Below are 24,004 nucleotides of genomic sequence, written 5' to 3'. Positions count from 1 at the left end.
ATGACGCAGTCGCGGCTCGGTCGCCGTGACGCGCTGCGCCTCGGCGGATTGTCGGCGATGGGCGCCTTCCTCGCCGCGTGTGGCGTGGAGGGCAAGGGCAAGCCGCAGGCCAGCGTTGCCCCCGACGCCGTCGCGAAGTTCTGGGCCGGTAAGACCCAGAAGGGTCAGCTCAACTTCGCCAACTGGCCTCTCTACATGGACCCGAAGCTTCCCGAGCTGAAGAAGTTCACGGCGAAGACCGGCATCAAGGTGAAGTACGACGAGGTCATCCAGGAGATGGGCCCGTGGTTCGCCAAGGTGCAGCCGCAGCTGTCCGCCGGGCAGTCGATCGGTTACGACCTCATGGTCATCACCAACTCGGTCCAGTTCGGCCAGTTCCGTGACTCGGGCTTCCTGGCTCCGCTGGACCACTCGAAGCTGCCCAACTACGCCGCCAACGCGGCCAAGTCGTACGCCGCCTCGGCGTACGACCCGGGCAATGTCTTCAGCATCCCGTACGCGTCCGGCATCACCGGCATCGCCTACGACCCGTCCAAGATCAAGGACCCGGTCACCAGCCTCGCCGACCTGTGGAACCCGAAGTACAAGGGCAAGGTCGGCATGTTCCGCGACCTGCAGGAGCTCGGCAACTTCGGTCTGCTCGCGGCCGGCCTCGACCCGGCCAAGTCGGACGAGAACGCCTGGAAGACGGCGGCGGCCAAGCTCAAGGAGCAGAAGGACGCCGGCATCGTCCGCAACTACTACGACCAGGGCTACGTCGACGCGCTCGGCAAGGGCGAGGTCTGGATCACCCAGGCCTGGTCGGGTGACATTTTCCAGAAGAACGTCTCCGACGGCACGAACTTCAAGTTCGTGATCCCGCAGGAGGGCGGCACCATCTGGACCGACAACATGGCGATCCCGATCACCGCCGAGAACCCGCTCGACGCCATCACGCTGATGGACTTCCTGTACGACCTGGAGAACGCCACCACCCTGGCCGAGTACATCAACTACGTCTGCCCGGTCCCCGGCGCCCAGGCGCAGATGAAGAAGCACGCGGCCGCGGCCTCCGGCGAGGACAAGGACTTCCTGCTCTCGGTCGCCGACAGTCCGCTCGTCTTCCCCGGCGACGCCGAGTACAAGCGGCTGCACTACTACGTCAACTTCAACACCGCCGAGGAGAAGAACGACTTCGAGCGGGTGTTCCAGCCGATCGTGCTGGGGTAACCCATGGACCGGGTGAAACGTACACTCGCGCCCTATCTTCTCGTCCTGCCCGGCGGGTTGTGGCTCGTGGTCTTCTTCGCGGTGCCGATGGCGACCATGGTGTCGCTGTCGCTGCAAGAGGGTGACGTGGTCAACGGGTTCGTCTTCACGGGCCACTGGCAGAACTACGTGGAGTCGCTCGCGGATTACCAGACCCAGTTGATCCGTTCGCTGGTGTACGGCGCCGTCACATCGTTCGTGCTGATCGTGCTGGCGTTCCCGGTCGCTTACTGGATCGCCTTCTACGGGGGCAGGCGGAAGGCGACCTACCTGTTCCTGATCCTGCTGCCGTTCTTCGTGTCGTTCGTCCTGCGCACCATCTCGTGGCGGATGCTCCTCACGGACGACGGCGTGCTGCTGCACCCGCTGAAGGAGGCCGGGATCCTCCCGGGCGACTTCCAGGTGCTCGGCAGCGCCACCGCGGTGATCGCCGGGCTGGTGTACAGCTTCCTGCCGTTCATGGTGCTGCCGATCTACGTGGCACTGGAACGCATCGATCCCCGCGTCGTCGAGGCGGCGCGGGACCTGTACGCCTCCCCGGTCTCCTCGTTCACCAAGGTCATCTTCCCGCTGGCGCTGCCCGGTGTCTTCGCCGGCGTGCTGATGACCTTCGTGCCGGCCAGCTCCGACTACGTCAACTCGGAGCTGCTCGGCAGCTCGGAGACGACGATGATCGGGCAGGTCATCCAGTCGAAGTTTTTGTCCAACTCCGACTACCCGTCGGCGTCGGCGCTGTCGTTCACGCTGATGGCGGTGCTGCTGGTGGGCATCTTCGTGTACGCCCGGGCGCTGGGCACCGAGGACGTCATGAAGGTGGCCGCGCGATGACCGGTCGGTTCCGCATCGGCGGCGCGCGCCTGATGCACATCTACACCTGGGTGCTGATCGCCTGGCTGGTCCTGCCGATCTCGGTGATGATCCTGTTCGGGTTCAACGATCCGAGCGGCCGGTACAACCAGACCTGGCAGGGCTTCACGCTCAAGTGGTACCGGGACGTCTTCGCCCTCGAGGCGCTCACCGACGCCCTGGTGATGTCGCTGATCATCGCGGTCCTGACCGCGCTGATCGCCGGAGCTCTGGGCACCGGTATCGGCTACGCCCTGGGGCGCTGGCAGTTCCGCGGCGCTGCCGGGCTCAACCTGCTGATGTTCGCGGCCATCTCCTCGCCCGAGCTGGTGATGGGTTCGTCGCTGCTGAGCATGTTCGTCTCGCTCGGGATCAGCCCCGGCCCGGTGACCATCACGATCGCGCACGTGATGTTCTCGGTGTCGTTCGTCGCGATCGTGGTCCGGGCCCGGGTGGTGACCCTGGACCGTTCCCTCGAGGAGGCCGCGGCCGACCTCGGGGCGAGCGGCTGGACCACGTTCTGGAAGGTGATCTTCCCGATCCTCCTGCCGGCGATCTTCTCCGGCGTGATGCTCGCGTTCGCCCTCTCGATCGACGACTTCGTGATCACCAACTTCACCGGCGGTACGACGGAGACGTTCCCGATGTGGATCTGGGGCGCCACCCGGGTCGGCCTGCCGCCGCAGGTCAACGTCATGGGAACGATGATCTTCGTGGCCGGCGTGCTGATCGCGGTGATCTCCAACGTCCGTTCCCGGCCGAAGAAGAGGGTAGCGGCGTAACAAATCGCGTCATACGGCCCGGCGGTTGATTCGCCGGGCCGTTTCGCATTCTACGGATCTCGGTAAAACCTGCGGAAAGAGCAGCGAATACTCTTGTGCACGACGGATTCCGTGGGCAGTATCGGATCAACCTCTGGAACTAGTGGGAGAGATACCCGTGACAGACCGAACGCCCGCTGACGTGGAAGCCCTCTCCAACACCGCCCGTGACCACCTCTGGATGCACTTCACCCGGCTCTCGGCCTACCAGGACAGCCCGGTTCCGGTGATCACCCGTGGAGACGGCTGCTATGTGTGGGACTCCGCCGGGCGCCGTTACCTCGACGGCCTCTCCGCCCTCTTCGTCGTGCAGACCGGCCACGGCCGGCAGGAGCTCGCCGACGCCGCCGCCAAGCAGGCCGCCGAGCTGGCGTACTTCCCGATCTGGTCCTATGCCCACCCCAAGGCCATCGAGCTCGCCGGCCGTCTCGCCGAGCTGGCCCCCGGCGACCTGAACCGGGTCTTCTTCACCACCGGCGGGTCCGAGGCCGTCGAGTCGGCGTGGAAACTGGCCCGCTCCTACTTCAAGCGCACCGGCAAGCCGCTCAAGACCAAGGTCATCTCGCGGGCCGTCGCGTACCACGGCAGCTCGATGGGCGCCCTGTCGATCACCGGCATCCCGCCGTTCAAGCAGGACTTCGAGCCGCTGGTCCCCTCGACGATGCGCGTGCCGAACACCAACTACTACCGTCGTCCCGACGAGAACATGACGCCCGAGCAGTTCGGGATCTGGGCCGCCGACCGCATCGCCGAGATGATCGAGTTCGAGGGCCCGGACACCGTCGCGGCGGTCTACCTCGAGCCCGTGCAGAACGCCGGTGGCTGCTTCCCTCCACCGCCCGGGTACTTCCAGCGGGTCCGGGAGATCTGTGACCGCTACGACGTGCTGCTCGTGTCCGACGAGGTGATCTGCGCGTTCGGCCGCCTCGGCGAGTACTTCGGCGCCGACAGGTACGGCTACCAGCCCGACATCATCACCGTCGCCAAGGGCCTGACCTCCGGGTACGTCCCGCTCGGCGCGATGATCGCCTCGGAGCGCCTGGCCGAGCCGTTCCTCACCGGCACCAACTGGTTCGCGCACGGCATCACCTACGGCGGCCACCCGGTGGGCGCGGCGGTGGCGCTGGCGAACCTCGACATCATGGAGCGCGAGGGGCTCAACCAGCATGTACGGGAGAACAGCCCGCTGTTCCGGTCGTACCTGGAGAAGCTGCTCGACCTGCCGATCGTCGGCGACGTCCGCGGCGACGGGTACTTCTTCGGCATCGAGATGGTCAAGGACAAGTCGACGAAGGAGACCTTCAACGCCGAGGAGTCCGAGCGGCTGCTGCGCGGGTTCCTCTCGCAGGCGCTGTTCGAGGCGGGTCTCTACTGCCGCGCCGACGACCGTGGCGACCCGGTCATTCAGCTGGCGCCGCCGCTGACCGCGACCGAGACCCAGTTCGCCGAGATCGAGCAGATCCTGCGCGCGGTCCTCACCGAGGCCCAGAACCGCCTCTGACCCGTTGGTGTCGGCTGTGCCGTACCGCTGTCCCAGCTCAACTGGGACAGCGGTACGGCACAGCCGGATCTGTTACGCGTGGGCCACGTACACCCAGGCGGTGCCGCCGGAGGCCAGCGATGCCTCGACGCGGTGGTAGTCGTCGACCTCGTAGTCGTCGGCGCGCAGCAGCTCGGCCTCGGTCACCTCGAGTGCCGACCCGGCCACCACGTCGCCGGGGTCGCCGGACGGCACCAGGATCGGGTGGAACCGCTCGCCGCTGACCGCGAGCACGCCCGGATCGGTGATCTCCACCTGTTCCAGCCGGAACCCGACGATCCGGTCCTCACGCCCTTCCAGGCGGCGGCCGAAGGTGCTCGTCTGCACGGCCGGGTCACGCAGGGTCCCGTAGGAGAACAGCAGCGGCATGATCGCACCCTAACCGGCGACCGAGCGGAACAGCGCTTCCGACCCGACGTTGTCGCCACCCTCCTCGGACAGCTGGGCGTCGGCGATCGTCTGCTGCCAGCCGGCCGGCGCTCGTCCGGCCGCGGCCCGCTCCTGGGCGGCGTCCCGGCCGTCCTTCCCGCTTCCGGTGCGCAGCCCCCACCCGTACGGGAAGAGGGGTTGATAGGTCTTGTCCCCGATGTTGACCGGGACCTGCGAGACCGATGCCGGCCAGGAGAAGGGCAACCGGCCGGTGAAGGGCCGCCGGCCGAACAGCACGTCGGCGACCCCGGCCCCCTCGCTGCCGGGCAGCCAGGACGCGACCAGCGCGTCGATCCCGCCGAGCTGGTCGGTGATCACCTGCGGACGCCCGGAGACGATCAGCACCACGCATTTCGCGGCCGCCGCGCAGACCTTGCCGACGACCGCCCGATCGCCGGGCTGCAGGGTGAGCAGTTTGGGCTCCCTCTGCTCCCCGGTGCCCTGCTGCCAGGGCTTGCTGCCGACATCACCGAAGCCTTCGGCGTACGGCGTCTCGCCCACCACGACCACGCCGATGTCGGAGGCGCCGATCGGCGCGGACGCGTCGGCGCTGAAGGTGACCGACGCGGACGGGGCGACCTCGCGGATGCCGTCGAGGACCGTGGTGCCGGGGATGATGTCGCCGTTGCGGCCCTGCCAGTCGACGGTCCAGCCACCGGCCTGGTTGCCGATGTCGTCGGCGTTGCGCCCGGCCACGTAGATCTTCGCGTCGGATCGCAGCGGCAGCAGCCGGTCGGTGTTCTTGAGCAGCACCTGCGACTGGGCGACCGCCTCCCGGGCCAGCGCGCGGTGGGCCGGGGTGCCCAGCTCGCCGAGGGTGGCGTACGGGTTCTCGAAGAGCCCGAGCCGGAACTTGACCCGCAGGATCCGCCGGACCGCGTCGTCGATCCGGCTCATCGGCACCCGCCCGGCCTCGACCTCGGCCAGCAGGAGCTCCTGGAACTGCGGCGCCGTGCTGGGCTCCATGAACATGTCGACGCCGGCGAGGACACCGGCGCGGACCTGGTCGGCGGCCGGCTCCCGGGTTCCGGCGGGCTCGGCCGTGGGGAGCTGGTGGATGGCCTCCCAATCGCTGATCACGAAGCCGTCGAAGCCCATCCGGCCCTTGAGCGTGCCGGTGATGAGCTCCTCGTCGGCGTGCATCTTGACGGGATTGCCGGCGCCGTCCTCGGTCCAGTCGACGCTGGAGAACGACGGCATGACGGTCTGGACGCCGTGTTCGCTGACGGCGGCCGCGTACGGTGCGAGGTCGATCCGGTGGAAGTCGTTCCTGTTCGTGACGGTGACGCCCTGGTCGATCGCGTAGTCACTGTCACCGGTGCCGTGCTCGGTGTCGCCGTCGCCGGCGAAGTGCTTGACGGTGGCGAGGACTCCGCCCTCCCGGAGCCCGTCGACGGCACTGCCGCCGAGCCGGGTGACCAGTCCGGGGTTCTCGCCGAAGCTCTCGTAGGCCCGGCCCCACCGCTCGTCGCGGGACACGCAGACGCACGGCGCGAAGTTCCACGGGATGCCGGTGGCCCGCATCTCCGCGGCGGTGGCCCGGTAGACCTTGCGGACCAGCTCCGAGTCGCGGGTGGCGCCGAGCCCGGCGTTGTGCGGGAAGACCGTGGCGCCGTGCGCGTTGCCGTGCCCGTGCACGGCGTCGATGCCGTAGATCAGCGGGATCTTCAGCGGGGTCTCGAGTGCGGCCCGTTGGAGGCTGTTGACCATGTCGACCCACGCCTGCGGGGTGTTCGGTGACGGCACCGAACCGCCGCCGGACAGCACTGAGCCGAGCCGCCACGCGGTGACCCGGCCCGGGTTCGCGGCGACCTGGGCGCGTTCGGCCTGGGTCATCTGCCCGACCTTGTCGTTCAGGGTCATCCGGGACAGCAGGTCGGCGACCCGGCGCTCGACGGGTTGCCGGGCGTCCAGGTATGCCGGGCTGATCGTCCTCGTCGCCGCCGCGGGCGCCGAGGCCACCGTCGCGGTGAGCGTGGCCACCACGCCCAGTGCCGCGAGCCGAACCTGTGGTCGCAATGCGTCCTCCTCGGGATTGAACCTCTTCAACGTGGCGAGGGCATGGCCACCGATATCACATCGTCCGTTTTGGCCCGAATTCAGGTTGAGAAGAAGTTCGTTGGATTTGGGAGCGCTCCCGAAACGATCCTCGATGCGGTGCACCGGTTCCGGAAGAACAACGCGCTTGTTGCGGGTACCGACATATCCGCCCCGGCCCGTACCGCCCTGGCGCATGCTGGACCAACGGACCTTCCGACGGAGCTGACATGGCCGTATTGCTGATCGCTGAGGACGACGAGGACATCGCCCTGGTACTCGCCAGGGTGTTCAAGCGAACCGGAATGACCGTGTTGCGGGCATCGGACGGTCGGGCAGCGTTCGAGGCGATCGTCGAGCACCGGCCGGACATCGTGCTGACCGATCTCGGCATGCCGGTGATGGACGGGTGGGAGTTGATCGAGGCAATCCGTGGCCATCCGGAGGATGACGTGCGACGCATCCCGGTGGCCGTCCTCAGCGGCCACCTGCGGCCCGGCGATCCTCGGGCGGGTTCGGCGCAGGTCTGCGCCATCATGCTCAAGCCCTGCCCCAACGACCGCCTGCTCGCCGCCATGGAGGAGCTTCTGGCCATCGGCCCGCACGACCACGATGGTGCGGGCAGCCGCTGTCCCGCTGACATGTCGGTTTCAGTATGAAAAATTGGGAAGTGGGTAAGGCCTCGGAAAGCCCGTGACCACGGGCCTCGGTCGGGAGAATCGGGCGGGTCATGGTGGTGCTGGACGAGGCGGTGTCCGCCCTGGACAACGGCGCCCTCCTCGGCGCCCTGCTGGAGAGCATGGACGCGGGCGTGGTCGCCTGCGACCGTGACGGCCGGTTGGTCTTCGCCAACCGGACGATGCGTGAGATAGCCGGCGTCGGGCCGGACGGCCCGCTCCCGCCGGACTTCGAGGACCTCGCCTACGAGCACCTGACCACGCCGGACATGCGGCCGATGACCCGCGCCGAGAGCCCGCTGCTGCGGGCGCTGCACGGCGAGCACGTGGTCTCCGAGGACGTGCTGCTCCGTACCCCCGGCCACCGGGTGCGGATCTTCGACACCAGCGCGCAGTGCATCCGGCATCCGGACGGCCGTCCGCTCGGCGCGGTCGCGGTCGCCCACGAGGTCACCGCCCTGCGCCGGGTCGAACGGTTTCGTAACTGCCACCTCGCCGTCGAACACGCGTTGAAGAAGTCGGCCACCATGGTCCAGGCCACCCCGGAGGTGCTGCGGGCGGTCACCGTCACGCTCGGATGGCCGTCGGCGGAGCTGTACCTGATCGACGACTCCACCGGCCTGCTGCAGGCGGCCGGGCACTGGGACTCGGCCGGCCTCGACCCGGAGGGCTTCTTCGGGCACACCCCGGTGCGCGGCCAGGGCATCACCGGCCGGGTCTGGGAGAGCGGACAGCCGCTCTGGATCCCCGACATCGGGCTCAGCCAGGACCTGCGGACCGCCCACGAGCGTGAGCGGGTGCAGGTCTGCCTGCGCCACGGCGTACGCACAGCGCTGTCCGTGCCGGTCCGCGACGGTGACGCCCTGCTCGGCGTGCTCACCTGCTACGCGGGCACCCAGGAGTACGAGCCCGACCTGCTCACCGTCCTGCTCGACGGGGTGGCCGGACGGATCGGCATCTTCGTGGCCCAGCGCCGGGGCGAGGAGCTGTCGCGTCAGCTCGCCCGCGCCCAGGGTGACTTCGTGGACCTGGTGGGGCACGAGTTGCGTACCCCGCTCACCGCGATCACCGCGAACGCCACCCTTCTCGCCGAGGAGGCGGCCGGCCTCGACCCGGACATGCGGCAGATGGCCCAGGTGATCGCCCGCAACGCCTCCTCGCTGCAGCGGATCGCCGACACCCTGCTCGACCTGGCCGGCCTCGACGCCGGGCATCTCGGCCTGAACGTCCGCGACGTCGACCTGGCCGCGCTGGTGTCCGACGCGGTGACCTGCCTGCGGCACAGCGGCGACCGCCTGACCCTGGCCACCGAACTGCCGGCCGTGCTGCACCTGCCGGGCGACGAGATCCGGCTCCGGCAGGTCATCGACGACCTGTTGTCCAACGCGGTCCGCTACAGCCCGCCGGGCGCGCCGATCCACATCACGCTGTGCGCCGACGACACGATGGCGGAGCTGTGCATCGCCGACTGCGGCATCGGCACCCCGGCCGACGAACGGGCCCGCGTTTTCGACCGGTTCTTCCGCGGCAGGAACGTGCGCCATCAGGGCAACCCCGGCAGCGGGCTGGGTCTGAGCCTGGCCCGCGCCATCGTGCTGCTGCACGGCGGGACGATCAAGCTGGCCGACAACGAGCCGACCGGCACGATCGTCTGCGTCCGCCTGCCGATGGCCGGTCCGGAGGGGTTCTAGAGGGCGGCCCCGTGATATGGCTGCTTCCCGGCCAGGGAAGGGTGCGCGGGACACCGCTGTGTGATCGGGTCGGCCTGGGAGGGGTGCGTGGGGTGCTGCTGGGTGATCAGGTCGGGTCGGATGGGTAGGTGCCGTCGGCGGCCCATCGGGTCGGCATGCATGATCCGCGAGACAGAACCTAGGCGGCGCGGCGGCGGTCCAGGGCGTCCAGGAGGGCGGTGGCGCGGAGGCCCGCGTTGATGCCGAGCCAGCGCGCCGGCTCCGGTTCCCATCGGCGCGAGCGATGACCTACCCACGGCAGGCGGGTCAGGTCACTGTCAATTCCCAAGATCAAATCCGATAGCGTACGGCCGGCGAGGTTGGCCGCGGCGACGCCGTCTCCCACGTAACCGCCCGCCCACGCGACGGCGTCCCGCAGGCCGACCGACGGCATCCAGTCCCGGGGGATGCCCAGCGGCCCGCCCCAGCGGTGGGCGATCGGCGGATCGATCCCGAACAGCTCGGTGATCGTCGCCCGCAGCGCCTCGAACACCTCCGGCACCAGGTCGTACTCCGGCCGGATCCGCGACCCGAAATGGTACGGCGCTCCGCGGCCACCGAACGCGAGCCGGTCGTCGGCGGTCCGCTGGCCGTAGATGACCAGCCGCCGTTCGTCGGTGAACGTCTCGCGCCGGGCCAGGCCCACGCGCTGCCAGAACTCTTCCGGAAGCGGCTCGGTGACGATCATCAGCGAGTACACCGGCGCGATGTCGCGGCGGTGCCCGGCCAGGCCGGCGGTGTAGCCCTCCAGGGCCCGCACGATCGTGCGCGCGTGGACCGTACCGCCGCCGGAGATCTTGATCTGCCCGGTTTGGCCGTCTTGCCCGGCCTGCCCGCCGTTCCCGCGCCGGGGAGAACGTTCTGTCTTGATCTGCTCGACGCGGGTGCCCTCGTGGATGGTGACGCCCAGGCCCTCGACCACCGAGGCCAGGCCACGGACCAGCTTGGCCGGGTGCAGCGCGGCGCAGTGCTCGCTGTAGATCCCGCCGAGCACCCCGGTCGCGTGACACATGGCCCGCGCCGTCCCGGCGTCGACGAAGCCCGGATCGCCCTTCGCGCGGCGCAGCTGGATCGGGCTGCGGACCAGCGAGATCGTGCCGCCCTTGGCGTAGTCGCAGTCGATGCCCTCGGCGGCGGTCACCCGTCCGACCTCGTCGACAGCACCGCCGAGCGCCCGGTGCATGGCGGCGGCCGCGTCCGGGCCGAACCTGCGGGCGAGTCTCGCCTCGGAGACCGGAAACAGGCCGGACGCCCAGCCGCCGTTGCGGCCGGACGCGCCGAACCCGCAGTACTCCGCGTCCAGGACGACGATCCTCCGGGACGGGTCGGCCTTGGCCAGGTAGTACGCGGTCCACAACCCCGTGTACCCGCCGCCGGCGATGGCCACGTCGGCCTCGAGGTCACCGGCGAGCGGCGGGCGCTTCTCGATCGGCCCCAGGGAGTCGAGCCAGAAGGAGGGGCTGTTCATATGGATCTACCGTGTTCCCCAGGCGTAGGTCTGTTTGGCGAGCCGCAGGTACATGAAGGTGTCCGCGGCACTGACGCCCTCGATGGTGCGCAGCTTCTCGTTGAGGATGTCGAGCAGGTGCTCGTCGTCGGTGCAGACCAGCTCCACCAGCAGGTCGTAGCGCCCGGCGCAGATCACCACGTAGTCGACCTCCGGGATGGCCGCGATCCGGTCGGCGATGGTGCGCAGGTCGCCGTTGACCCGCAGGCCGACCATGGCCTGCCGGGCGAAGCCCAGGGTGAGTGGATCGGTCACCGCCACGATCTGCATCAGGCCGTTGTCCAGAAGCCGCTGTACGCGCTGGCGCACGGCGGCCTCCGACAGGCCGATCGTCTTCGCGAGCGTGGCGTACGACATGCGGCCGTCACGCTGCAGATGCTCGATGATCAATTTGTTCGTATCGTCCAGCGTCACGTCCGTCACGCCGCGATTCTTCCCTGGACTGCTTGACGTAAGCAAAGGGGTCGCCCGTCAGGTGAGCAGCGCGCGACGAAGGATGTCGATGCCTCGGTTGAGGTCCTCGTCCGAGATCACCAGCGGGGGCAGGAAACGCAGCACGTTGCCGTAGGTCCCACAGGTCAGCGTCAGCAGACCGGCCTCGTGGCAGGCCTTCGACACGGCGGCCGTCCGGGTCGGATCGGGTTCGATCGTCCCCGGGATGACCAGCTCGATCGCGATCATCGCGCCACGTCCGCGTACCTCGGCGACACCGGGGCCGGTGTCGGCGAGCGCGGCCGTCAAGGTAGCGCCGATGCGCTGGGCCGCGGTGTTCAGGTCCAGCTCGCGCATCGTCTCGATGGCGGCGAGCGCGGCCGCGCAGGCGACCGGGTTCCCGCCGTACGTGCCGCCCAGGCCGCCCGCGTGCACGGCGTCCATCAGCTCGGCCCGGCCGGCCACACCGGCGATCGGCAGGCCACCGCCCATGCCCTTGGCCGTGGTGATCAGATCAGGCTCCAGGCCCTCGTGCTCGGACGCGAACCACTGGCCGGTACGCCCGAAACCGGTCTGGATCTCGTCGGCGATGAACACCGCCCCGTTCGCCTTCGCCCACGCCGCGATCGCCGGCAGGAAGCCCGGCGCTGGCACCACGAAACCGCCCTCGCCCTGAATCGGCTCGATCAGCACGGCCGCCACGTTGGAGCCGCCGACCTGCTTCTCGATCACGTCGACGGCCCGGCGGGCCGCCTCCGCGCCGGAGAGGCCGCCGTCACGCAGCGGATACGACATCGGCGCCCGGTAGACCTCCGGGGCGAACGGGCCGAACCGGTGCTTGTACGGCATGTTCTTCGCGGTCAGCGCCATCGTCAGGTTGGTCCGGCCGTGGTAGGCGTGGTCGAACACCACCACGGCCGGGCGGCCGGTCGCGTGCCGGGCGATCTTGACGGCGTTCTCCACCGCCTCGGCGCCCGAGTTGAACAGCGCGGCCCGCTTCTCGAACGTGCCCGGCGTCAGCTCGATCAGCTGCTCGCAGACGGCCACGTACGACTCGTACGGCGCGACCATGAAGCAGGTGTGCGTGAAGCGCTCCACCTGCGCGCGGACCGCCTCGACCACCTTCGGCGCGGCGTTGCCGACGTTGGTGACCGCGATCCCGGAGGCGAAGTCGATCCACTCCCGGCCGTCGACGTCGGTGAGCGTGCCGCCCCCGGCGTGGTCGACGTAGGCGCTCACCACCGAGCCGACGCCCTTGGCGACCACCGCGAGCCGCCGCTTGTGCAGCTCCTCGGACGAGCTCATCAGGCCCCCACGTTGTGCATGACGTGCTTGATGCGGGTGTAGTCCTCGAAGCCGTACACGCTCAGGTCCTTGCCGTGCCCGGAGTGCTTGAAGCCGCCGTGCGGCATCTCGGCCACCAGCGGGATGTGGCAGTTGACCCAGACGCAGCCGAAGTCGAGGCGCTGCGTCATACGCATGGCCCGCCCGTGGTCCTTGGTCCAGACGCTGGAGGCCAGCGCGTACTCCACGCCGTTGGCGTGGCGGACCGCCTCGTCCTCATCGCTGAACTTCTGCACCGTGATGACCGGGCCGAAGACCTCGTTCTGGATGATCTCGTCGTCCTGGCGGAGCCCGGAGACGACGGTGGGGGAGTAGAAGAAGCCGCGGTCGCCGACCCGGGCGCCACCGGCCTGCAGCACCGCGTGGTCCGGCAGCCGGTCGATGAACCCGCTGACCCGGGCCAGCTGGTTCGCGTTGTTGACCGGGCCGTAGAGCACGTCCTCGTCGTCGGGCGCGCCGGTGCGGATGCCGCGGGCCTGCTCGGCCAGCGCCGCCACGAAGTCGTCGTAGACACCGGCGGACGCCAGCACGCGGGTCGCGGCCGTGCAGTCCTGGCCGGCGTTGAAGTAGCCCGCCTCGGCGATCGACGCGGCGGCCGCCTCGACGTCGGCGTCGTCGAAGACCACGACCGGGGCCTTGCCGCCCAGCTCCAGGTGGGTGCGCTTGAGGTCGGCGGCGGCCGAGCCGGCCACCTCCATGCCCGCCCGCACCGAGCCGGTGATCGACACCATCTGCGGCGTGCGGTGGGTGACCAGGGCGCGGCCGGTGTCCCGGTCGCCGAGGACCACGTTGAACAGGCCGGCCGGCAGGAACTCGGCGGCGATCTCGGCCAGCAGCACGCTGGTGACCGGGGTGGTGTCGGACGGCTTGAGCACCACGGCGTTGCCCGCGGCCAGCGCCGGCGCGATCTTCCACATCGCCATCAGCAGCGGATAGTTCCACGGGGTGACCTGAGCGCAGACGCCGATCGGCTCACGGCGCACGTAGCTCTCGAAACCGTTCATGTACTGGCCGGCGGAGCGGCCCTCCAGCACCCGGGCGGCGCCGGCGAAGAAGCGCAGGTGGTCGATGGCCGGCGGCAGCTCCTCGCTGGCGGTCAGTCCGAGCGGCTTGCCGGTGTTCTTCGACTCGGCGGCGACCAGCTCGTCGGAGCGGGCCTCGATGGCGTCGGCGAACTTGAGCAGCGCGCGCTGCCGCTCAGCGGGAGTGGTGTCGCGCCACTGCTCGAAGGCGGTGGAGGCGGCTTTCATGGCCTTGTCGACGTCCTCGCCGCCGGAGACCGGGGCCGACGCGAACACCTCGCCGGTGGACGGGTCGATGAGGTCCTCGTACCGCCCCTCAGCGGGCGCGACGGCCTCGCCCCCGATGAGGTTGTGCAGCACCGTCTTCGCGGTCATCCGCCCTCCACTACATATGGTATCGAGTGATCGGCCCCATCTTTTCTGCGAATTCCGTTGCTAACAAGAGTGCGCAGGATTTTTTCCGCACTTTTAACCGGTGCGGCGAACGGCCAGGACCGCGATGTCGTCGGTCGGCATCTCGGCTGCGGCGTCCGCCATGACGTTAGCGCAGACCAGGTCCGCCGCGTCGGCTCGTACCGTGGTCAGAAGCCTTTCCAGGCCGTTGTCGATGATCTCGTCGCGCCGCTCCACCAGACCGTCGGTGTAGCAGAGGAGAACCGCCCCCGGCGCCAGTGTCAGCTCGGTGGTACGCCGGGGCCGGGGCGACCTTGCGATCCCGAGCGGCGGATCCACCGGCACGTCCGCGAGCTGGGCGGGCCGGCCGGGCTCGACCAGGACCGGGTTCAGATGGCCCGCCGAGGAGACCAGCACCCGGTCGCGCTCCGGGCTGACCATCGCGTAGAGCGCCGTGGTGAGGCTGCCGGCCTCGAACGTGTGCACCTTGCGGTTCAGCAGGGTCAGCGCCTCGGCCGGGTCCTCGCAGATCAGCGCGTACGCCCGCAGCGCGCTGCGGATCCGGCCCATCACGACGGCCGACGCCAGCCCGTGCCCGGACACGTCGCCGATCACCACGCCGAGCCACCCGGACGGCAGCGAGAACACGTCACACCAGTCGCCGCCCACTCCGGTGGCGTGACCCGGCACGTAACGGGCGGCCAGCTCCACGCCCGGCACCCGGGGCAGCCGGGCCGGGAGCAGGCTGCGCTGCAGGGCGAGAGCCGCCGACTGGTCCAGCTTCGCCGACCGGATCCGGCCGGCCGCCGCGGCGCGGTCGGCGACCAGCTCCAGCAGCGTGACGTCGTCGTCGCCGAAGTCGCGGTGGCTCAGCGTGCCGACGTGCAGCACGCCGATCAGCTCACGCCCGGCCACGATCGGCACGCCGAGCAGCGACCGGATCCCCTTCTCCACCAGGATCGGATTGACCACGTCGGCGGGGGTGACGTCGGCGATCCGCACCGGGCGGCGCGTCGCGGCGACCCGGCCGGCGAAACCACGGCCCACCGCGACCCGGAAGCCGGCCCGGATCTCCTCCTCAAGGCCCTTCGCTGCGGTCGCGACCAGCTGCTGGGCGTGCTCGTCCAGCAGCAGGATCGCGGCGGTGTCCACGTCCAGCAGATCGCGCACCCGGTCCAGCAGCTCGTCGAGGAGATCAGACGCGTCGAGCCGGGACAGCGTCGCATCGGTGACCGCTTCGAGACGGCGCAGCCGCTCGTCGTCATTGATGCGTGGGGGCACGGTCTCAGCCTAGTGGCCGGTGGGTGCTCAGGAATCGACCTGACGCACCCGCGCCGGGGTCAGCATGACCCTCCCGGGACCGGCCAGGCGTACCGGGCCGGTCAGCTCCACGACCGCCTCGCAGGGCAGGTCGGCGGCCGATGTCCCGGCGAGAACCCGCAGCTCACCGGGCTCGATGATGCGCCGCAGGTCGCGGCCGGTGAACGCGGTGCGGTCGGTGTGGATCCGGAAGCTCACCTCCGCGGCGGCGCCGGCGGCCAGATCGACGCGCTGATATCCGACGAGCTGAATCACCGGACGGGTGACCTGGGCGACCGGATCGGACAGGTACAGCTGCACCACCTCGGTCCCGTCGCGGTCACCGGTGTTGCGCACCAGCACGGTCGCGGTGAACTCGCCGTCGATCGGTACCCGCCCGGCGGAGAGCCGCAGGTCGCCGACCGTGAACGTGGTGTACGACCGGCCGTACCCGAACGCGAACAGCGGCGCCGGGTCGAGGTTGCTGGTACCGGTGTGCACGGCGCCGAGGCGCGGCTGCAGGTAGGTGCCGGGCTGGCCGCCGGGCGTGCGCGGGATCTGCACCGGCAGACGGCCGCTGGGCTGCACCCGGCCGGACAGCACGCCGGCGATCGCCGGGCCGCCCTCCTCGCCGGGCATGAACGCCTGGACCAGGGCGGCGGCGCGGCCGGCCACGTCACCCAGCGCGTACGGCCGCCCGGAGACCACCACGACGACCACCGGCCGGCCGGTGGCCAGCAGCGCCTCCAGCAGCTCCGCCTGCACACCGGGCAGCCGCAGGTCGGCGGCGTCGCAGCCCTCGCCTGAGGTGCCGTTGCCGAACAGGCCGGCCAGGTCGCCGACGAACGCCACGCACACGTCGGCGCCCTCGGCCGCGGCGACCGCCTCGGCGAAGCCGGACCGGTCGTCGCCCTCGACGGCGCAGCCCGGGGCGCACGCGATCTCAGCGCCTGAGAACTCGGCGCGCAGTGACTCGACCGCCGTGGGCAGCTCGATCTCCGGCTTCACGCCGGGGTAGCGCGGCAGTACGTGGTTCGGGAAGGCGTAGCAGCCCAGGAAGGTACGGGCGTCGTCGGCGCACGGGCCGACCACCGCGATCCGGCCGGCGCCGGCCAGCGGCAGCACGGTGCCCGGGTCGAGCAGCACGATCGAGCGTTCCGCGACGGTGCGGGCCAGTTCGCGGTTGGCGGGGGAGTCGAGCACCACGTCGTCGGCGCCGGCGACCGAGGACTCCGGCGTCCAGCCGTCGTCGAGCAGGCCGAGGGCCACCTTCTGGGTCAGCACCCGGCGGGCCGCGCGGTTCACGTACGACTCGTCGATCGCGCCGGAGCGGACCCGGCCGACCAGCTCCTCGCCGAATCCGATGGTGTCCGGCAGCTCCACGTCGATGCCGGCGACGAGCGCCTTCGCGCCCGCGTCACCGTCGTTCGCGGCGATGCCGTGCATGTTCGCCAGGAACGGCACGGCCCAGTAGTCCGAGACCACCGTCCCGGTGAAGCCCCAGTCCTCGCGCAGCACCTCGGTGAGCAGCCACGGGTCGGCGCCGGCCGGCACCCCGTCGACGTCGGAGTAGGAGTTCATCACCGAACCGGCGCCGGCCTCGCGGACCGCGGTCTCGAACGGCGGCAGGATCATGTCGAGCAGCTCGCGGCGGCCCATCGGCACGGGACCGTGGTTGCGGGCGCCCCGCGAGGCCGAATAACCGGCGAAGTGCTTCAGCGTGGCGATGACCCCCGAGCTCTGAAGACCACGGACGTACGCCGAACCGACCGTCGCGACCAGGTAGGGATCCTCGCCGATCGACTCCTCCACCCGGCCCCACCGGTAGTCACGGACCACGTCGAGCACCGGCGCGAGCGCCTGGTGCACGCCGAGGGCGGCCATGTCCCGGCCGATCGCCGCGGCCATCCGCTCGATCAGCTCCGGGTCGAACGTGGCGCCCCAGGCGATCGCGGCCGGGTAGACCGAGGCGCCGTGCATCGTGAAACCGGTGAGGCACTCCTCGTGGACGACGGCCGGCAGGCCGAGACGCGACGATGCCATCACGATTCGCTGCTGACGGACCAGCTCGGCGGTACCCTCGGACACGGTGATCGGGTAGCTGCCGTACACACGGGTGAGCTGGCCGAGGCCGTGCCGGCTGGCGTCTTCCAGAGCCGGGCCGCTGCCGAATTCGTGCTCCATCGGCGCGACCGAGTGCTCCGACTCCGGTTCCGGGCCGGCCGGGCCGGTGGCGCCTTTGTCCTTACCGAGCCATCGGCTGCCGAGCTGTGCCACCTTCTCCTCGAGGGTCATCTCGGCGAGAAGGGACTCGACGCGTTCAGCTTCCGGAAGCTTCGGGTCGCGCCACCTAGGCAGCGGTTGTTCTGTCGTCACGGTTCCTCCGATAGTTTCCGAAACTTCCGAACCTCCCCGGACCTCGGCGACGCCGGTGTGCCGGGCCTGGAGGGGGGTGTCGGCGCTGCCTACTGTCGCGCCCTGAGCACTGTTACGGCAAGGGCCTTGACACTCGTCACAGCGAAACCCTACGTTTACGAAACCTCGCGTTAATTTGCAGCCATACGGCGAAACTTTCGTCAGCTTAACCGGTTCGTCAGAACAGTAGTAGAGATCGCCTCATCATCAGCCGCACCGCGGCTTCGTTCGAGTACGGAGATCAGCGTGAAGCGCAGGACATTGTTGACCCTCTCCGCTGGAGCCGCCGCGGGTGCCGCGCTGGCGGCCTGCGGCAATGACGGCCCCGGCGGCAGCTCTTCCAGCGGCGGTGGCTCGGCAAGCTACTGGTCCCTCAGTGGCGAGCCCGGCGAGCCGGTCCGAAAGGCCGCCATCGACCGCTTCAACAAGGCCAACCCCAACTCCAAGATCACGCCGACGTTCTTCCAGAACGACGCGTACAAGCCGAAGATCAAGACGGCGCTCGGCGCGAACCAGGCGCCCACCCTGATCTGGGGCTGGGGCGGCGGCGGTCTCAAAAGCTACGTCGAGGCCGGCCAGGTCGAGGACCTCACCGACTTCTTCGCCAAGGACGCCGCGCTCAAGGGCAAGATCCTGCCCGGCTCGTTCGGTGCGGCCACGGTCAACGGCAAGATCTACGCCATGCCGGTCGAGACGGTCCAGCCGATCGTCCTGTACTACAACAAGAAGATCTTCGAGCAGGTCGGCGTCAGCGCGCCGCAGAGCTACGGCGACATCCTCGACCTGATCCCCAAGTTCAACGCCAAGGGCATCGCGCCGTTCTCGCTCGCCGGCCAGTCCCGGTGGACGAACATGATGTGGCTCGAGTTCATGCTCGACCGCAACGCGGGCTCGGAGGTGTTCGACAACGTCTTCGCCGGCAAGGCGGGCGCCTGGTCCGACCCGGCGGTGCTGGACATGCTGACCAAGGTCCAGGACCTGGTGAAGGCGAACGCCTTCCAGAAGGGCTTCGCCTCCACCGCGGCCGACACCAACGCCGACCAGGCCCTGCTCTACACCGGCAAGGCCGCCATGATGGTGCACGGTTCCTGGTCGTACGGCATTCAGAAGGCCAACGGCGGCAGCTTCGTCAAGGACGGCGGCCTGGGCTGGATGAACTTCCCGCCGATCGACGGCGGCAAGGGCGACCCGAGCAACACCGTCGGCAACCCCGGCCAGTACCTGTCGATCTCCTCCAAGGCGACCGACGCCGACAAGGAGACCGCCAAGAAGTTCTTCTCCACCACACTCGTCGACGACGAGGAGAAGGCCGGCTGGGTCAAGTCCGGTGGCGTGCCGGTCCTCACGAACAGCGAGAGCCTGTTCACCGGTGACGAGGCGCAGTTCCTGAAGGACATGTCCTCGATCTCGGCGAACGCCAAGACCTTCGCGCAGTCATGGGACCAGGCCCTGAGCCCGACCGCGGCCGAGGTCCTGCTGGACAACATCGCCAAGCTGTTCCAGCTGCAGGTCAGCCCGCAGCAGTGGGTCGACAACATGAACGGGGTCATCGGCAAATGACGTCGCTCGCTCCGCCTGTCGTTCGCGGTCAGGAGCCCACCCGATCCAGCGGCGGGCGGAGCGGCTCCGTCCTCGTGTGGATGGCCCTGCCCGCTTTCGTGATGTTCGTCTTCTTCGGGATCATCCCGCTGTTCGGCGTCGTCGCGCTGAGCTTCGCCACCTGGAACGGCATCTCGCCGGAGATCAAGCTGACCGGACTGGACAGCTGGACGGCGGCACTGACCAACCCCAACCTGCCGAACGCGCTGTGGGTCACGTTCCTGATCATGGCCCTGTCCTGGCTGGTACAGACGCCGCTGTCGATCCTCATCGGCACCTTCATGGCCCGGCAGAGCCGCTACCGCGGCTTCCTCGCGGTGCTCTACTTCATCCCGCTGCTGCTCAGCTCCGCGGCCATCGCGATCACGTACAAGTCGCTGCTGGACCCGAACTTCGGCCTCGGCGCCGGTCTCGGCGTCGAGGCACTGAACCAGAACTGGCTCGGCGAGGCCAGCCTCGCCATCGCGACGCTGATCTTCGTGGTCTCCTGGCAGTTCATCCCGTTCCACTCCCTCATCTACCAGGGCGCGGTACGGCAGATCCCCGCCTCCATGTACGAGGCGGCGCAGATCGACGGCGCCGGCCGGATGCGGCAGTTCTTCAGCATCACGCTGCCCCAGCTCAAGTACACGATCATCACGTCGTCGACGCTGATGGTCGTCGGCTCGCTGACCTTCTTCGACCTGATCTGGGTGCTCACCGCCGGTGGCCCCGGCGACTCCACCCGGGCCCTCGCGGTGCAGATGTACCAGCTCGGCTTCCAAGCCAGCCTCATGGGCCCGGCCAGCGCGATCGCCGTCATCCTGGTTCTCGTAGGACTCGGCCTCTCGTTGTTGCTGCGGCGGATCGGCGGCCGCGCCGACCAGAGCCAGCTGGAAGGAGCCTGAGGTGGCGACCATGACACCCACCCCGTCCACCGGGACCGGGACACACCGCGCCCCGGCGAAGACGGCCCCGAGCCGTCCCGTCGGCCGGCGGTTCACCGACCGCAACTGGATCGGCGGCAGCCTAGGCTGGGTCTGGCTGGTCATCGTGATGGTGCCGCTCTACTGGCTCGTCATCACCAGCTTCAAGACATCGGCCAACTACTTCATCACCAACCCGCTGCTGCCGCCGAGCGACTTGACGTTCGAGAACTACCAGCTGGTGGTCGAGAACGACTTCATCCGCTACTTCATGAACAGCGTGATCGTCACCGTCGGGGCGATCATCCCGGCCACGCTGATCTCGTTCATGGCGGCGTATGCGATCGTACGGGGGGCCGGTAACCGGTTCCTGAAGACGATCAACGGGATCTTCCTGCTCGGGCTGGCGATCCCGCTCCAGGCCGTGATCATCCCGGTCTACCTGATCATCATCAAGATGGAGCTGTACGACACGCTCCAGGCCATCATCCTGCCGTCGATCGCGTTCGCCATCCCGCTGTCGGTGCTGGTACTGGGCAACTTCATCCGCGACGTCCCGAAGGAACTCTTCGAGTCGATGCGGATGGACGGCGCCACCGAGTGGGGCACCATGTGGCGGCTCGCGTTCCCGCTCACCCGGCCCGCACTCGTCACCGTCATCATCTACAACGCGGTCGGCATCTGGAACGGTTACCTGCTCCCGCTGATTCTCACCCAGAGCCCCGACCAGGCGACCATCCCTCTGGCGCTGGCGTCCTTCCAGTCCGAGTTCGGCGTGAACGTACCGGCGGTCGCCGCATCGGTCACTCTCACCACGGTTCCGATCGTCCTGCTGTACGCGATCGGCCGGCGCCAGCTGGTCAGTGGCCTTACCGCCGGCTTCAGCAAGTAGGGCGTCCTTCCGGCGTGTGGGGCCGGGCGCATGCGGCGCCTGTCCTCACACGCCGGTTTGGCCGTCACCCTGACTTTGTCGCCACCGCCTGCGTGATGACGCTCGTCTAAGCGCCGCAGGTCACCACGCACGTCGCTGCCTCTGGTTGTGTGGTGACCTGCGTACAACGGCTGCCGGCAGCGTGGTTCTGCGGCGCGGTGACCTCGGCGAGGGCCTCTAGCGGGTCGCGGTGCTCTCGCGCACCATCAGCTTGGTCACCAGCTCCACGCGGGGGGTCTCGATGGTCTCGCCTCGGGACAGGCGCAGGACGGTGCGGGCGGCCAATGCGCCCATCTCCGCCAGCGGCTGGCGGACGGTGGTCAACGGTGGTGACGCCCAGCGGGACTCGGGCAGGTCGTCGAAGCCGACGACGCTCAGCTGTTCGGGCACGCGCAGGCCGCGACGGCGGGCGGCCTCGCAGACGCCGAGTGCCATCAGGTCGCTGGAGGCGAAGACGGCTGTGGGCGGGTCGGGCAGTTCCAGCAGGCGGCATCCGGCGATGAAACCGGACTCGTGGCGGAAGTCGCCGACCTGGACCAGGGCGTTGTCGACCCGCAGGCCGGCCGCCTCGAGTGCCGCGCGGTAACCGTCCAGGCGGGCGCGGCTGCACAGCAGGTCGGTGGGGCCGCCGACGAAGCCGATCCGGCGGTGTCCCAGTGAGAGCAGATGGTCGGTGGCGGTGCGGCCGCCGGACCAGTTGGTCGCGCCGATCGTCGGGACGTCGGAGGCGGCGCCGCCGGCCGGGTCGATGATGACCACGGGGACCTTGAGGCGGTGCAGCTCGTTGTGGACGGGCTCGGCGACGTCCGAGGTCACGAAGATCACGCCGTCCGAGGCTCGGGCCCGTAGATTCTGCAGCCACTGCCGGGTGGCCGTGGTGCGGCGGTGCACCTGCGACACGACGGTGCCGACCCCGGCCGCGTGGGCGACGTCCTCGACGCCGCGGATCAGCTCGAGGGCCCACGGACTGTCCAGGTCGTTGAAGACCAGGTCGACCAGCCTGGCGCGCCCGGTATGCCGAGAGTTGCGGGGGCGGTAGTCGTGCTCGCGCAGCAGTCGCTCGATCAGCTCGCGTGTGTTCGGAGAGACGTCGGAACGGCCATTGAGCACACGGGAGACAGTGGGAACCGACACCCCCGCGGCTTCTGCGATCGCCGCGATGGTCACTCGACCCCTGCCACTTGCCACGGAAGTGCTCCTTACCGCCGGCCCTTCTCGGCTGCAACTTTCGGGCTCCGGCACCGAGAATTCTGCCATGGGCGGCTCGCGCGACAAATGCCTGGTCGGGCTGAAATCGCTCCCACTTCTGTTTCGCGTCGCGAAACGTACATATCCATAAAAATCGAGGCCCCCGCGAAGAGTTTCCGGACTGGTGAGGCCTGCCCGGCAAGCAGGAGCGCCGGCCCGAGTGCTGCCCGTGTCGGCCCGGGGGAAGGCTCGAGCCGGGAGCAGAGGGGTCCGGGAGACGCCCGGCCCGGTGGGTGTCCAGGAGGGTTCGGCCCAGCGGGTCCGGGAGACGCCCGGCCCGGTGGGTGTCCAGGAGGGTTCGGCCCAGCGGGTCCGGGAGACGCCCGGCCCGGTGGGTGTCCAGGAGGGTTCGGCCCAGCGGGTCCGGGAGACGCCCGGCCCGCCGGGTCCGGGAGATGCCCGGGCGGGGAAGTGAGGCCGGCCCGGGCTGGTGCGGGGCTCAGGTGAACTGCGGGATGATCTCCTCGGCGAAGCGCAGCAGCGGCTCGTGGTCGTAGGCGACCCGCGGGATGTAGACGATCACGTAGTCGGCGCCGGCCTCAACGGCCTGCTCCACCTTGGCGATGGTCTGTCCGGTCGACTCGGTCAGGTCGAGATGGAGCGTGGTCGACTTCTTGATGCGATCGTAGTCGCGTCCGAGAGTGTCGCAGTGCGCCCGCAGCACTGCCGCCTTCTGCCGGATGATCTCCGGGTCGCCGCCGCCGAAGTTGGCGCCGTCGGCGTACTTGGCGACCAGCTTGAGGGTCACCTTCTCTCCTCCGCCGCCGAGCCAGAACGACGGGTGTGGCTTGCGGACGCCCTTCGGCTCGTTGATCGGTTCGTCGATCCGGTAGTGCTTGCCGGCGAAGACCGGCCGCTCCTCGGTCCACATCTTGTGCACGATCTCGACCGCTTCGCGGAAGGCCGCCATCCGCTGCGGAACCTCGGCCCACTCGTAGCCGTAGGCCTTCCACTCGTGCTCGTACCACCCGGCGCCGAGGCCGGCGTAGAGGCGGCCGTGGCTCGCCACGTCGACGGTCGAGGCGATCTTGGCGTACAGCGCCGGATGCCGGTAGCCGTTGCATCCGACCATCTGGCCGATGTTGACCCGGCTGGTGTCGCGGGCCAGCGTGGACGACACCGTCCAGGCCTCGAAGGTCGTGTTGATGGTCGGCTCGGGAACGGTGTGGAAGTGGTCGTAGACCCAGATGCTGTCCCAGGGACCGGCGTCGGCGCGCTTCGCCACGGCCGTCATCGCCTCGTACTGCTCGACCGGGTCGGCGATCTCGACCAGGTCCATCCGCCATCCCTGCGGCACGAATACCCCGAAACCAATGCTCATGAGATCAACTTACCGACCCGCGGGCGGAGACGCCTCCGCTCAGCGCCGGAAGTTTTCCTAGCGATTTAGGGGAAATAGAGGCGCTGGGTCGCCGACGGGCTGTCGCGCCACACCTCCGGGATCGCCGGCGAATTGCTCGGCCGCGGAACCGTCGTGGTCGTCACCACGGTGGCTGGGGGAGAACGTTCTGTCTCGTGGGTGTGTACGAAGCCTGATACCGATACGGGACAAGCCGCCGATACGAGCTCCGAGATCGATCT

General features: G+C 69.3%; 20 protein-coding genes. 10 read left to right on the top strand and 10 right to left on the bottom strand.

The annotated features are described in order from the left end of the window. The 4 genes from CLV67_RS27040 to CLV67_RS27025 all read left to right on the top strand — a co-directional run bounded on the left by CLV67_RS27040 (position 1) and on the right by CLV67_RS27025 (position 4,416). The gene (locus tag CLV67_RS27040; protein WP_239166516.1) at positions 1–1,209 is read left to right on the top strand and encodes a polyamine ABC transporter substrate-binding protein; all 1,209 of its coding nucleotides are present in this window, start codon (positions 1–3) and stop codon (positions 1,207–1,209) included. A 3-nt stretch (positions 1,210–1,212) separates the two neighbouring features. Next, complete coding sequence (locus CLV67_RS27035; protein WP_106323162.1) at positions 1,213–2,076, top strand: ABC transporter permease; 864 nt, start codon at positions 1,213–1,215, stop codon at positions 2,074–2,076. Then, positions 2,073–2,876, top strand: coding sequence for an ABC transporter permease (locus CLV67_RS27030; RefSeq protein WP_106323160.1), 804 nt, complete (start codon positions 2,073–2,075; stop codon positions 2,874–2,876). Before CLV67_RS27035 ends, CLV67_RS27030 begins: the two co-directional genes overlap by 4 nt. 157 nt (positions 2,877–3,033) lie before the next feature. Continuing rightward, positions 3,034–4,416, top strand: a complete 1,383-nt coding sequence (locus CLV67_RS27025; RefSeq protein ID WP_106323158.1) for an aspartate aminotransferase family protein — start codon at positions 3,034–3,036, stop codon at positions 4,414–4,416. Positions 4,417–4,488: 72 nt separating this feature from the next. Here CLV67_RS27025 and CLV67_RS27020 read toward each other — a convergent pair whose 3' ends face one another. Both CLV67_RS27020 and CLV67_RS27015 read right to left on the bottom strand, forming a co-directional pair. Next, the gene (locus tag CLV67_RS27020) at positions 4,489–4,824 is read right to left on the bottom strand and encodes a gamma-glutamylcyclotransferase family protein (RefSeq protein WP_106323156.1); all 336 of its coding nucleotides are present in this window, start codon (positions 4,822–4,824) and stop codon (positions 4,489–4,491) included. Positions 4,825–4,833: 9 nt separating this feature from the next. Further along, positions 4,834–6,903, bottom strand: coding sequence for a glycoside hydrolase family 3 protein (locus CLV67_RS27015; protein ID WP_239166517.1), 2,070 nt, complete (start codon positions 6,901–6,903; stop codon positions 4,834–4,836). Positions 6,904–7,151: 248 nt separating this feature from the next. Between CLV67_RS27015 and CLV67_RS27010 the strand changes: the two genes are divergently transcribed. Both CLV67_RS27010 and CLV67_RS27005 read left to right on the top strand, forming a co-directional pair. Continuing rightward, positions 7,152–7,580 (top strand): response regulator, encoded by a 429-nt coding sequence (locus CLV67_RS27010; RefSeq protein WP_106323152.1) that lies wholly within the window; start codon positions 7,152–7,154, stop codon positions 7,578–7,580. 71 nt (positions 7,581–7,651) lie between these two features. Beyond that, positions 7,652–9,289 (top strand): sensor histidine kinase, encoded by a 1,638-nt coding sequence (locus CLV67_RS27005; RefSeq protein ID WP_106323150.1) that lies wholly within the window; start codon positions 7,652–7,654, stop codon positions 9,287–9,289. Positions 9,290–9,467: 178 nt separating this feature from the next. Here the strand turns inward: CLV67_RS27005 and CLV67_RS27000 are convergent, their stop codons facing one another. From CLV67_RS27000 to CLV67_RS26975, 6 genes are all read right to left on the bottom strand, one after another. Next, entirely contained in the window at positions 9,468–10,796 is a 1,329-nt protein-coding gene (locus CLV67_RS27000) for an NAD(P)/FAD-dependent oxidoreductase (RefSeq protein ID WP_106323148.1), read from the bottom strand. A 6-nt stretch (positions 10,797–10,802) separates the two neighbouring features. Further along, positions 10,803–11,258, bottom strand: a complete 456-nt coding sequence (locus tag CLV67_RS26995) for an Lrp/AsnC family transcriptional regulator (protein ID WP_203737263.1) — start codon at positions 11,256–11,258, stop codon at positions 10,803–10,805. Between the two features lie 48 nt (positions 11,259–11,306). Continuing rightward, positions 11,307–12,572: a 4-aminobutyrate--2-oxoglutarate transaminase gene (gene gabT, locus CLV67_RS26990; RefSeq protein WP_106323145.1), complete on the bottom strand. Its 1,266-nt coding sequence runs from the start codon at positions 12,570–12,572 to the stop codon at positions 11,307–11,309. Continuing rightward, positions 12,572–14,008 carry a gamma-aminobutyraldehyde dehydrogenase gene (locus CLV67_RS26985; RefSeq protein ID WP_106323143.1) on the bottom strand — a complete coding sequence of 479 codons (1,437 nt, stop codon included), beginning with the start codon at positions 14,006–14,008 and terminating at the stop codon, positions 12,572–12,574. The genes gabT and CLV67_RS26985 overlap by 1 nt, the downstream gene beginning before the upstream one ends. A gap of 93 nt (positions 14,009–14,101) precedes the next feature. Further along, on the bottom strand, positions 14,102–15,307 hold the full coding sequence (locus tag CLV67_RS26980) for a PP2C family protein-serine/threonine phosphatase (RefSeq protein WP_106323141.1): 1,206 nt from the start codon (positions 15,305–15,307) through the stop codon (positions 14,102–14,104). A 27-nt stretch (positions 15,308–15,334) separates the two neighbouring features. Continuing rightward, the gene (locus tag CLV67_RS26975) at positions 15,335–17,701 is read right to left on the bottom strand and encodes a glycoside hydrolase family 3 N-terminal domain-containing protein (protein WP_239166518.1); all 2,367 of its coding nucleotides are present in this window, start codon (positions 17,699–17,701) and stop codon (positions 15,335–15,337) included. Positions 17,702–17,986: 285 nt separating this feature from the next. Here CLV67_RS26975 and CLV67_RS26970 point away from each other — a divergent pair, with 285 nt between their 5' ends. The 3 genes from CLV67_RS26970 to CLV67_RS26960 are packed head-to-tail and all read left to right on the top strand — an operon-like array spanning position 17,987 to position 21,136. Then, on the top strand, positions 17,987–19,300 hold the full coding sequence (locus tag CLV67_RS26970) for an extracellular solute-binding protein (protein ID WP_203737265.1): 1,314 nt from the start codon (positions 17,987–17,989) through the stop codon (positions 19,298–19,300). Beyond that, complete coding sequence (locus CLV67_RS26965) at positions 19,297–20,226, top strand: carbohydrate ABC transporter permease (protein ID WP_106323135.1); 930 nt, start codon at positions 19,297–19,299, stop codon at positions 20,224–20,226. Before CLV67_RS26970 ends, CLV67_RS26965 begins: the two co-directional genes overlap by 4 nt. A gap of 10 nt (positions 20,227–20,236) precedes the next feature. Further along, positions 20,237–21,136, top strand: a complete 900-nt coding sequence (locus CLV67_RS26960; protein WP_106323240.1) for a carbohydrate ABC transporter permease — start codon at positions 20,237–20,239, stop codon at positions 21,134–21,136. Between the two features lie 216 nt (positions 21,137–21,352). Here CLV67_RS26960 and CLV67_RS26955 read toward each other — a convergent pair whose 3' ends face one another. Further along, positions 21,353–22,363, bottom strand: coding sequence for a LacI family DNA-binding transcriptional regulator (locus tag CLV67_RS26955; protein WP_106323133.1), 1,011 nt, complete (start codon positions 22,361–22,363; stop codon positions 21,353–21,355). 289 nt (positions 22,364–22,652) lie between these two features. Here CLV67_RS26955 and CLV67_RS26950 point away from each other — a divergent pair, with 289 nt between their 5' ends. Continuing rightward, a complete protein-coding gene (locus CLV67_RS26950; protein WP_170154011.1) occupies positions 22,653–22,838 on the top strand; it encodes a hypothetical protein in 186 nt (61 codons plus the stop codon). Between the two features lie 24 nt (positions 22,839–22,862). Here CLV67_RS26950 and CLV67_RS26945 read toward each other — a convergent pair whose 3' ends face one another. Continuing rightward, on the bottom strand, positions 22,863–23,744 hold the full coding sequence (locus tag CLV67_RS26945; RefSeq protein ID WP_106323131.1) for an LLM class F420-dependent oxidoreductase: 882 nt from the start codon (positions 23,742–23,744) through the stop codon (positions 22,863–22,865). Between the last annotated feature and the right edge of the window lie 260 nt (positions 23,745–24,004).

This window comes from Actinoplanes italicus (genome assembly GCF_003001815.1).
Classification (GTDB): domain Bacteria; phylum Actinomycetota; class Actinomycetes; order Mycobacteriales; family Micromonosporaceae; genus Actinoplanes; species Actinoplanes italicus.
Note: the sequence above shows the minus strand (reverse complement) of the source record. Positions and strands in the feature narration are given on the sequence as shown.

Excerpts from the sequence above, each read along its gene's own strand:
- CLV67_RS26965 (WP_106323135.1), top strand. The coding sequence starts at position 19,297 with ATGACGTCGCTCGCTCCGCCTGTCGTTCGCGGTCAGGAGCCCACCCGA.
- gabT (WP_106323145.1), bottom strand. The coding sequence starts at position 12,572 with ATGAGCTCGTCCGAGGAGCTGCACAAGCGGCGGCTCGCGGTGGTCGCC.
- CLV67_RS27005 (WP_106323150.1), top strand. The coding sequence starts at position 7,652 with ATGGTGGTGCTGGACGAGGCGGTGTCCGCCCTGGACAACGGCGCCCTC.
- CLV67_RS27010 (WP_106323152.1), top strand. The coding sequence starts at position 7,152 with ATGGCCGTATTGCTGATCGCTGAGGACGACGAGGACATCGCCCTGGTA.
- CLV67_RS27020 (WP_106323156.1), bottom strand. The coding sequence starts at position 4,824 with ATGCCGCTGCTGTTCTCCTACGGGACCCTGCGTGACCCGGCCGTGCAG.
- CLV67_RS26945 (WP_106323131.1), bottom strand. The coding sequence starts at position 23,744 with ATGAGCATTGGTTTCGGGGTATTCGTGCCGCAGGGATGGCGGATGGAC.
- CLV67_RS27040 (WP_239166516.1), top strand. The coding sequence starts at position 1 with ATGACGCAGTCGCGGCTCGGTCGCCGTGACGCGCTGCGCCTCGGCGGA.
- CLV67_RS27030 (WP_106323160.1), top strand. The coding sequence starts at position 2,073 with ATGACCGGTCGGTTCCGCATCGGCGGCGCGCGCCTGATGCACATCTAC.
- CLV67_RS27035 (WP_106323162.1), top strand. The coding sequence starts at position 1,213 with ATGGACCGGGTGAAACGTACACTCGCGCCCTATCTTCTCGTCCTGCCC.
- CLV67_RS27000 (WP_106323148.1), bottom strand. The coding sequence starts at position 10,796 with ATGAACAGCCCCTCCTTCTGGCTCGACTCCCTGGGGCCGATCGAGAAG.
- CLV67_RS26960 (WP_106323240.1), top strand. The coding sequence starts at position 20,237 with ATGACACCCACCCCGTCCACCGGGACCGGGACACACCGCGCCCCGGCG.
- CLV67_RS26985 (WP_106323143.1), bottom strand. The coding sequence starts at position 14,008 with ATGACCGCGAAGACGGTGCTGCACAACCTCATCGGGGGCGAGGCCGTC.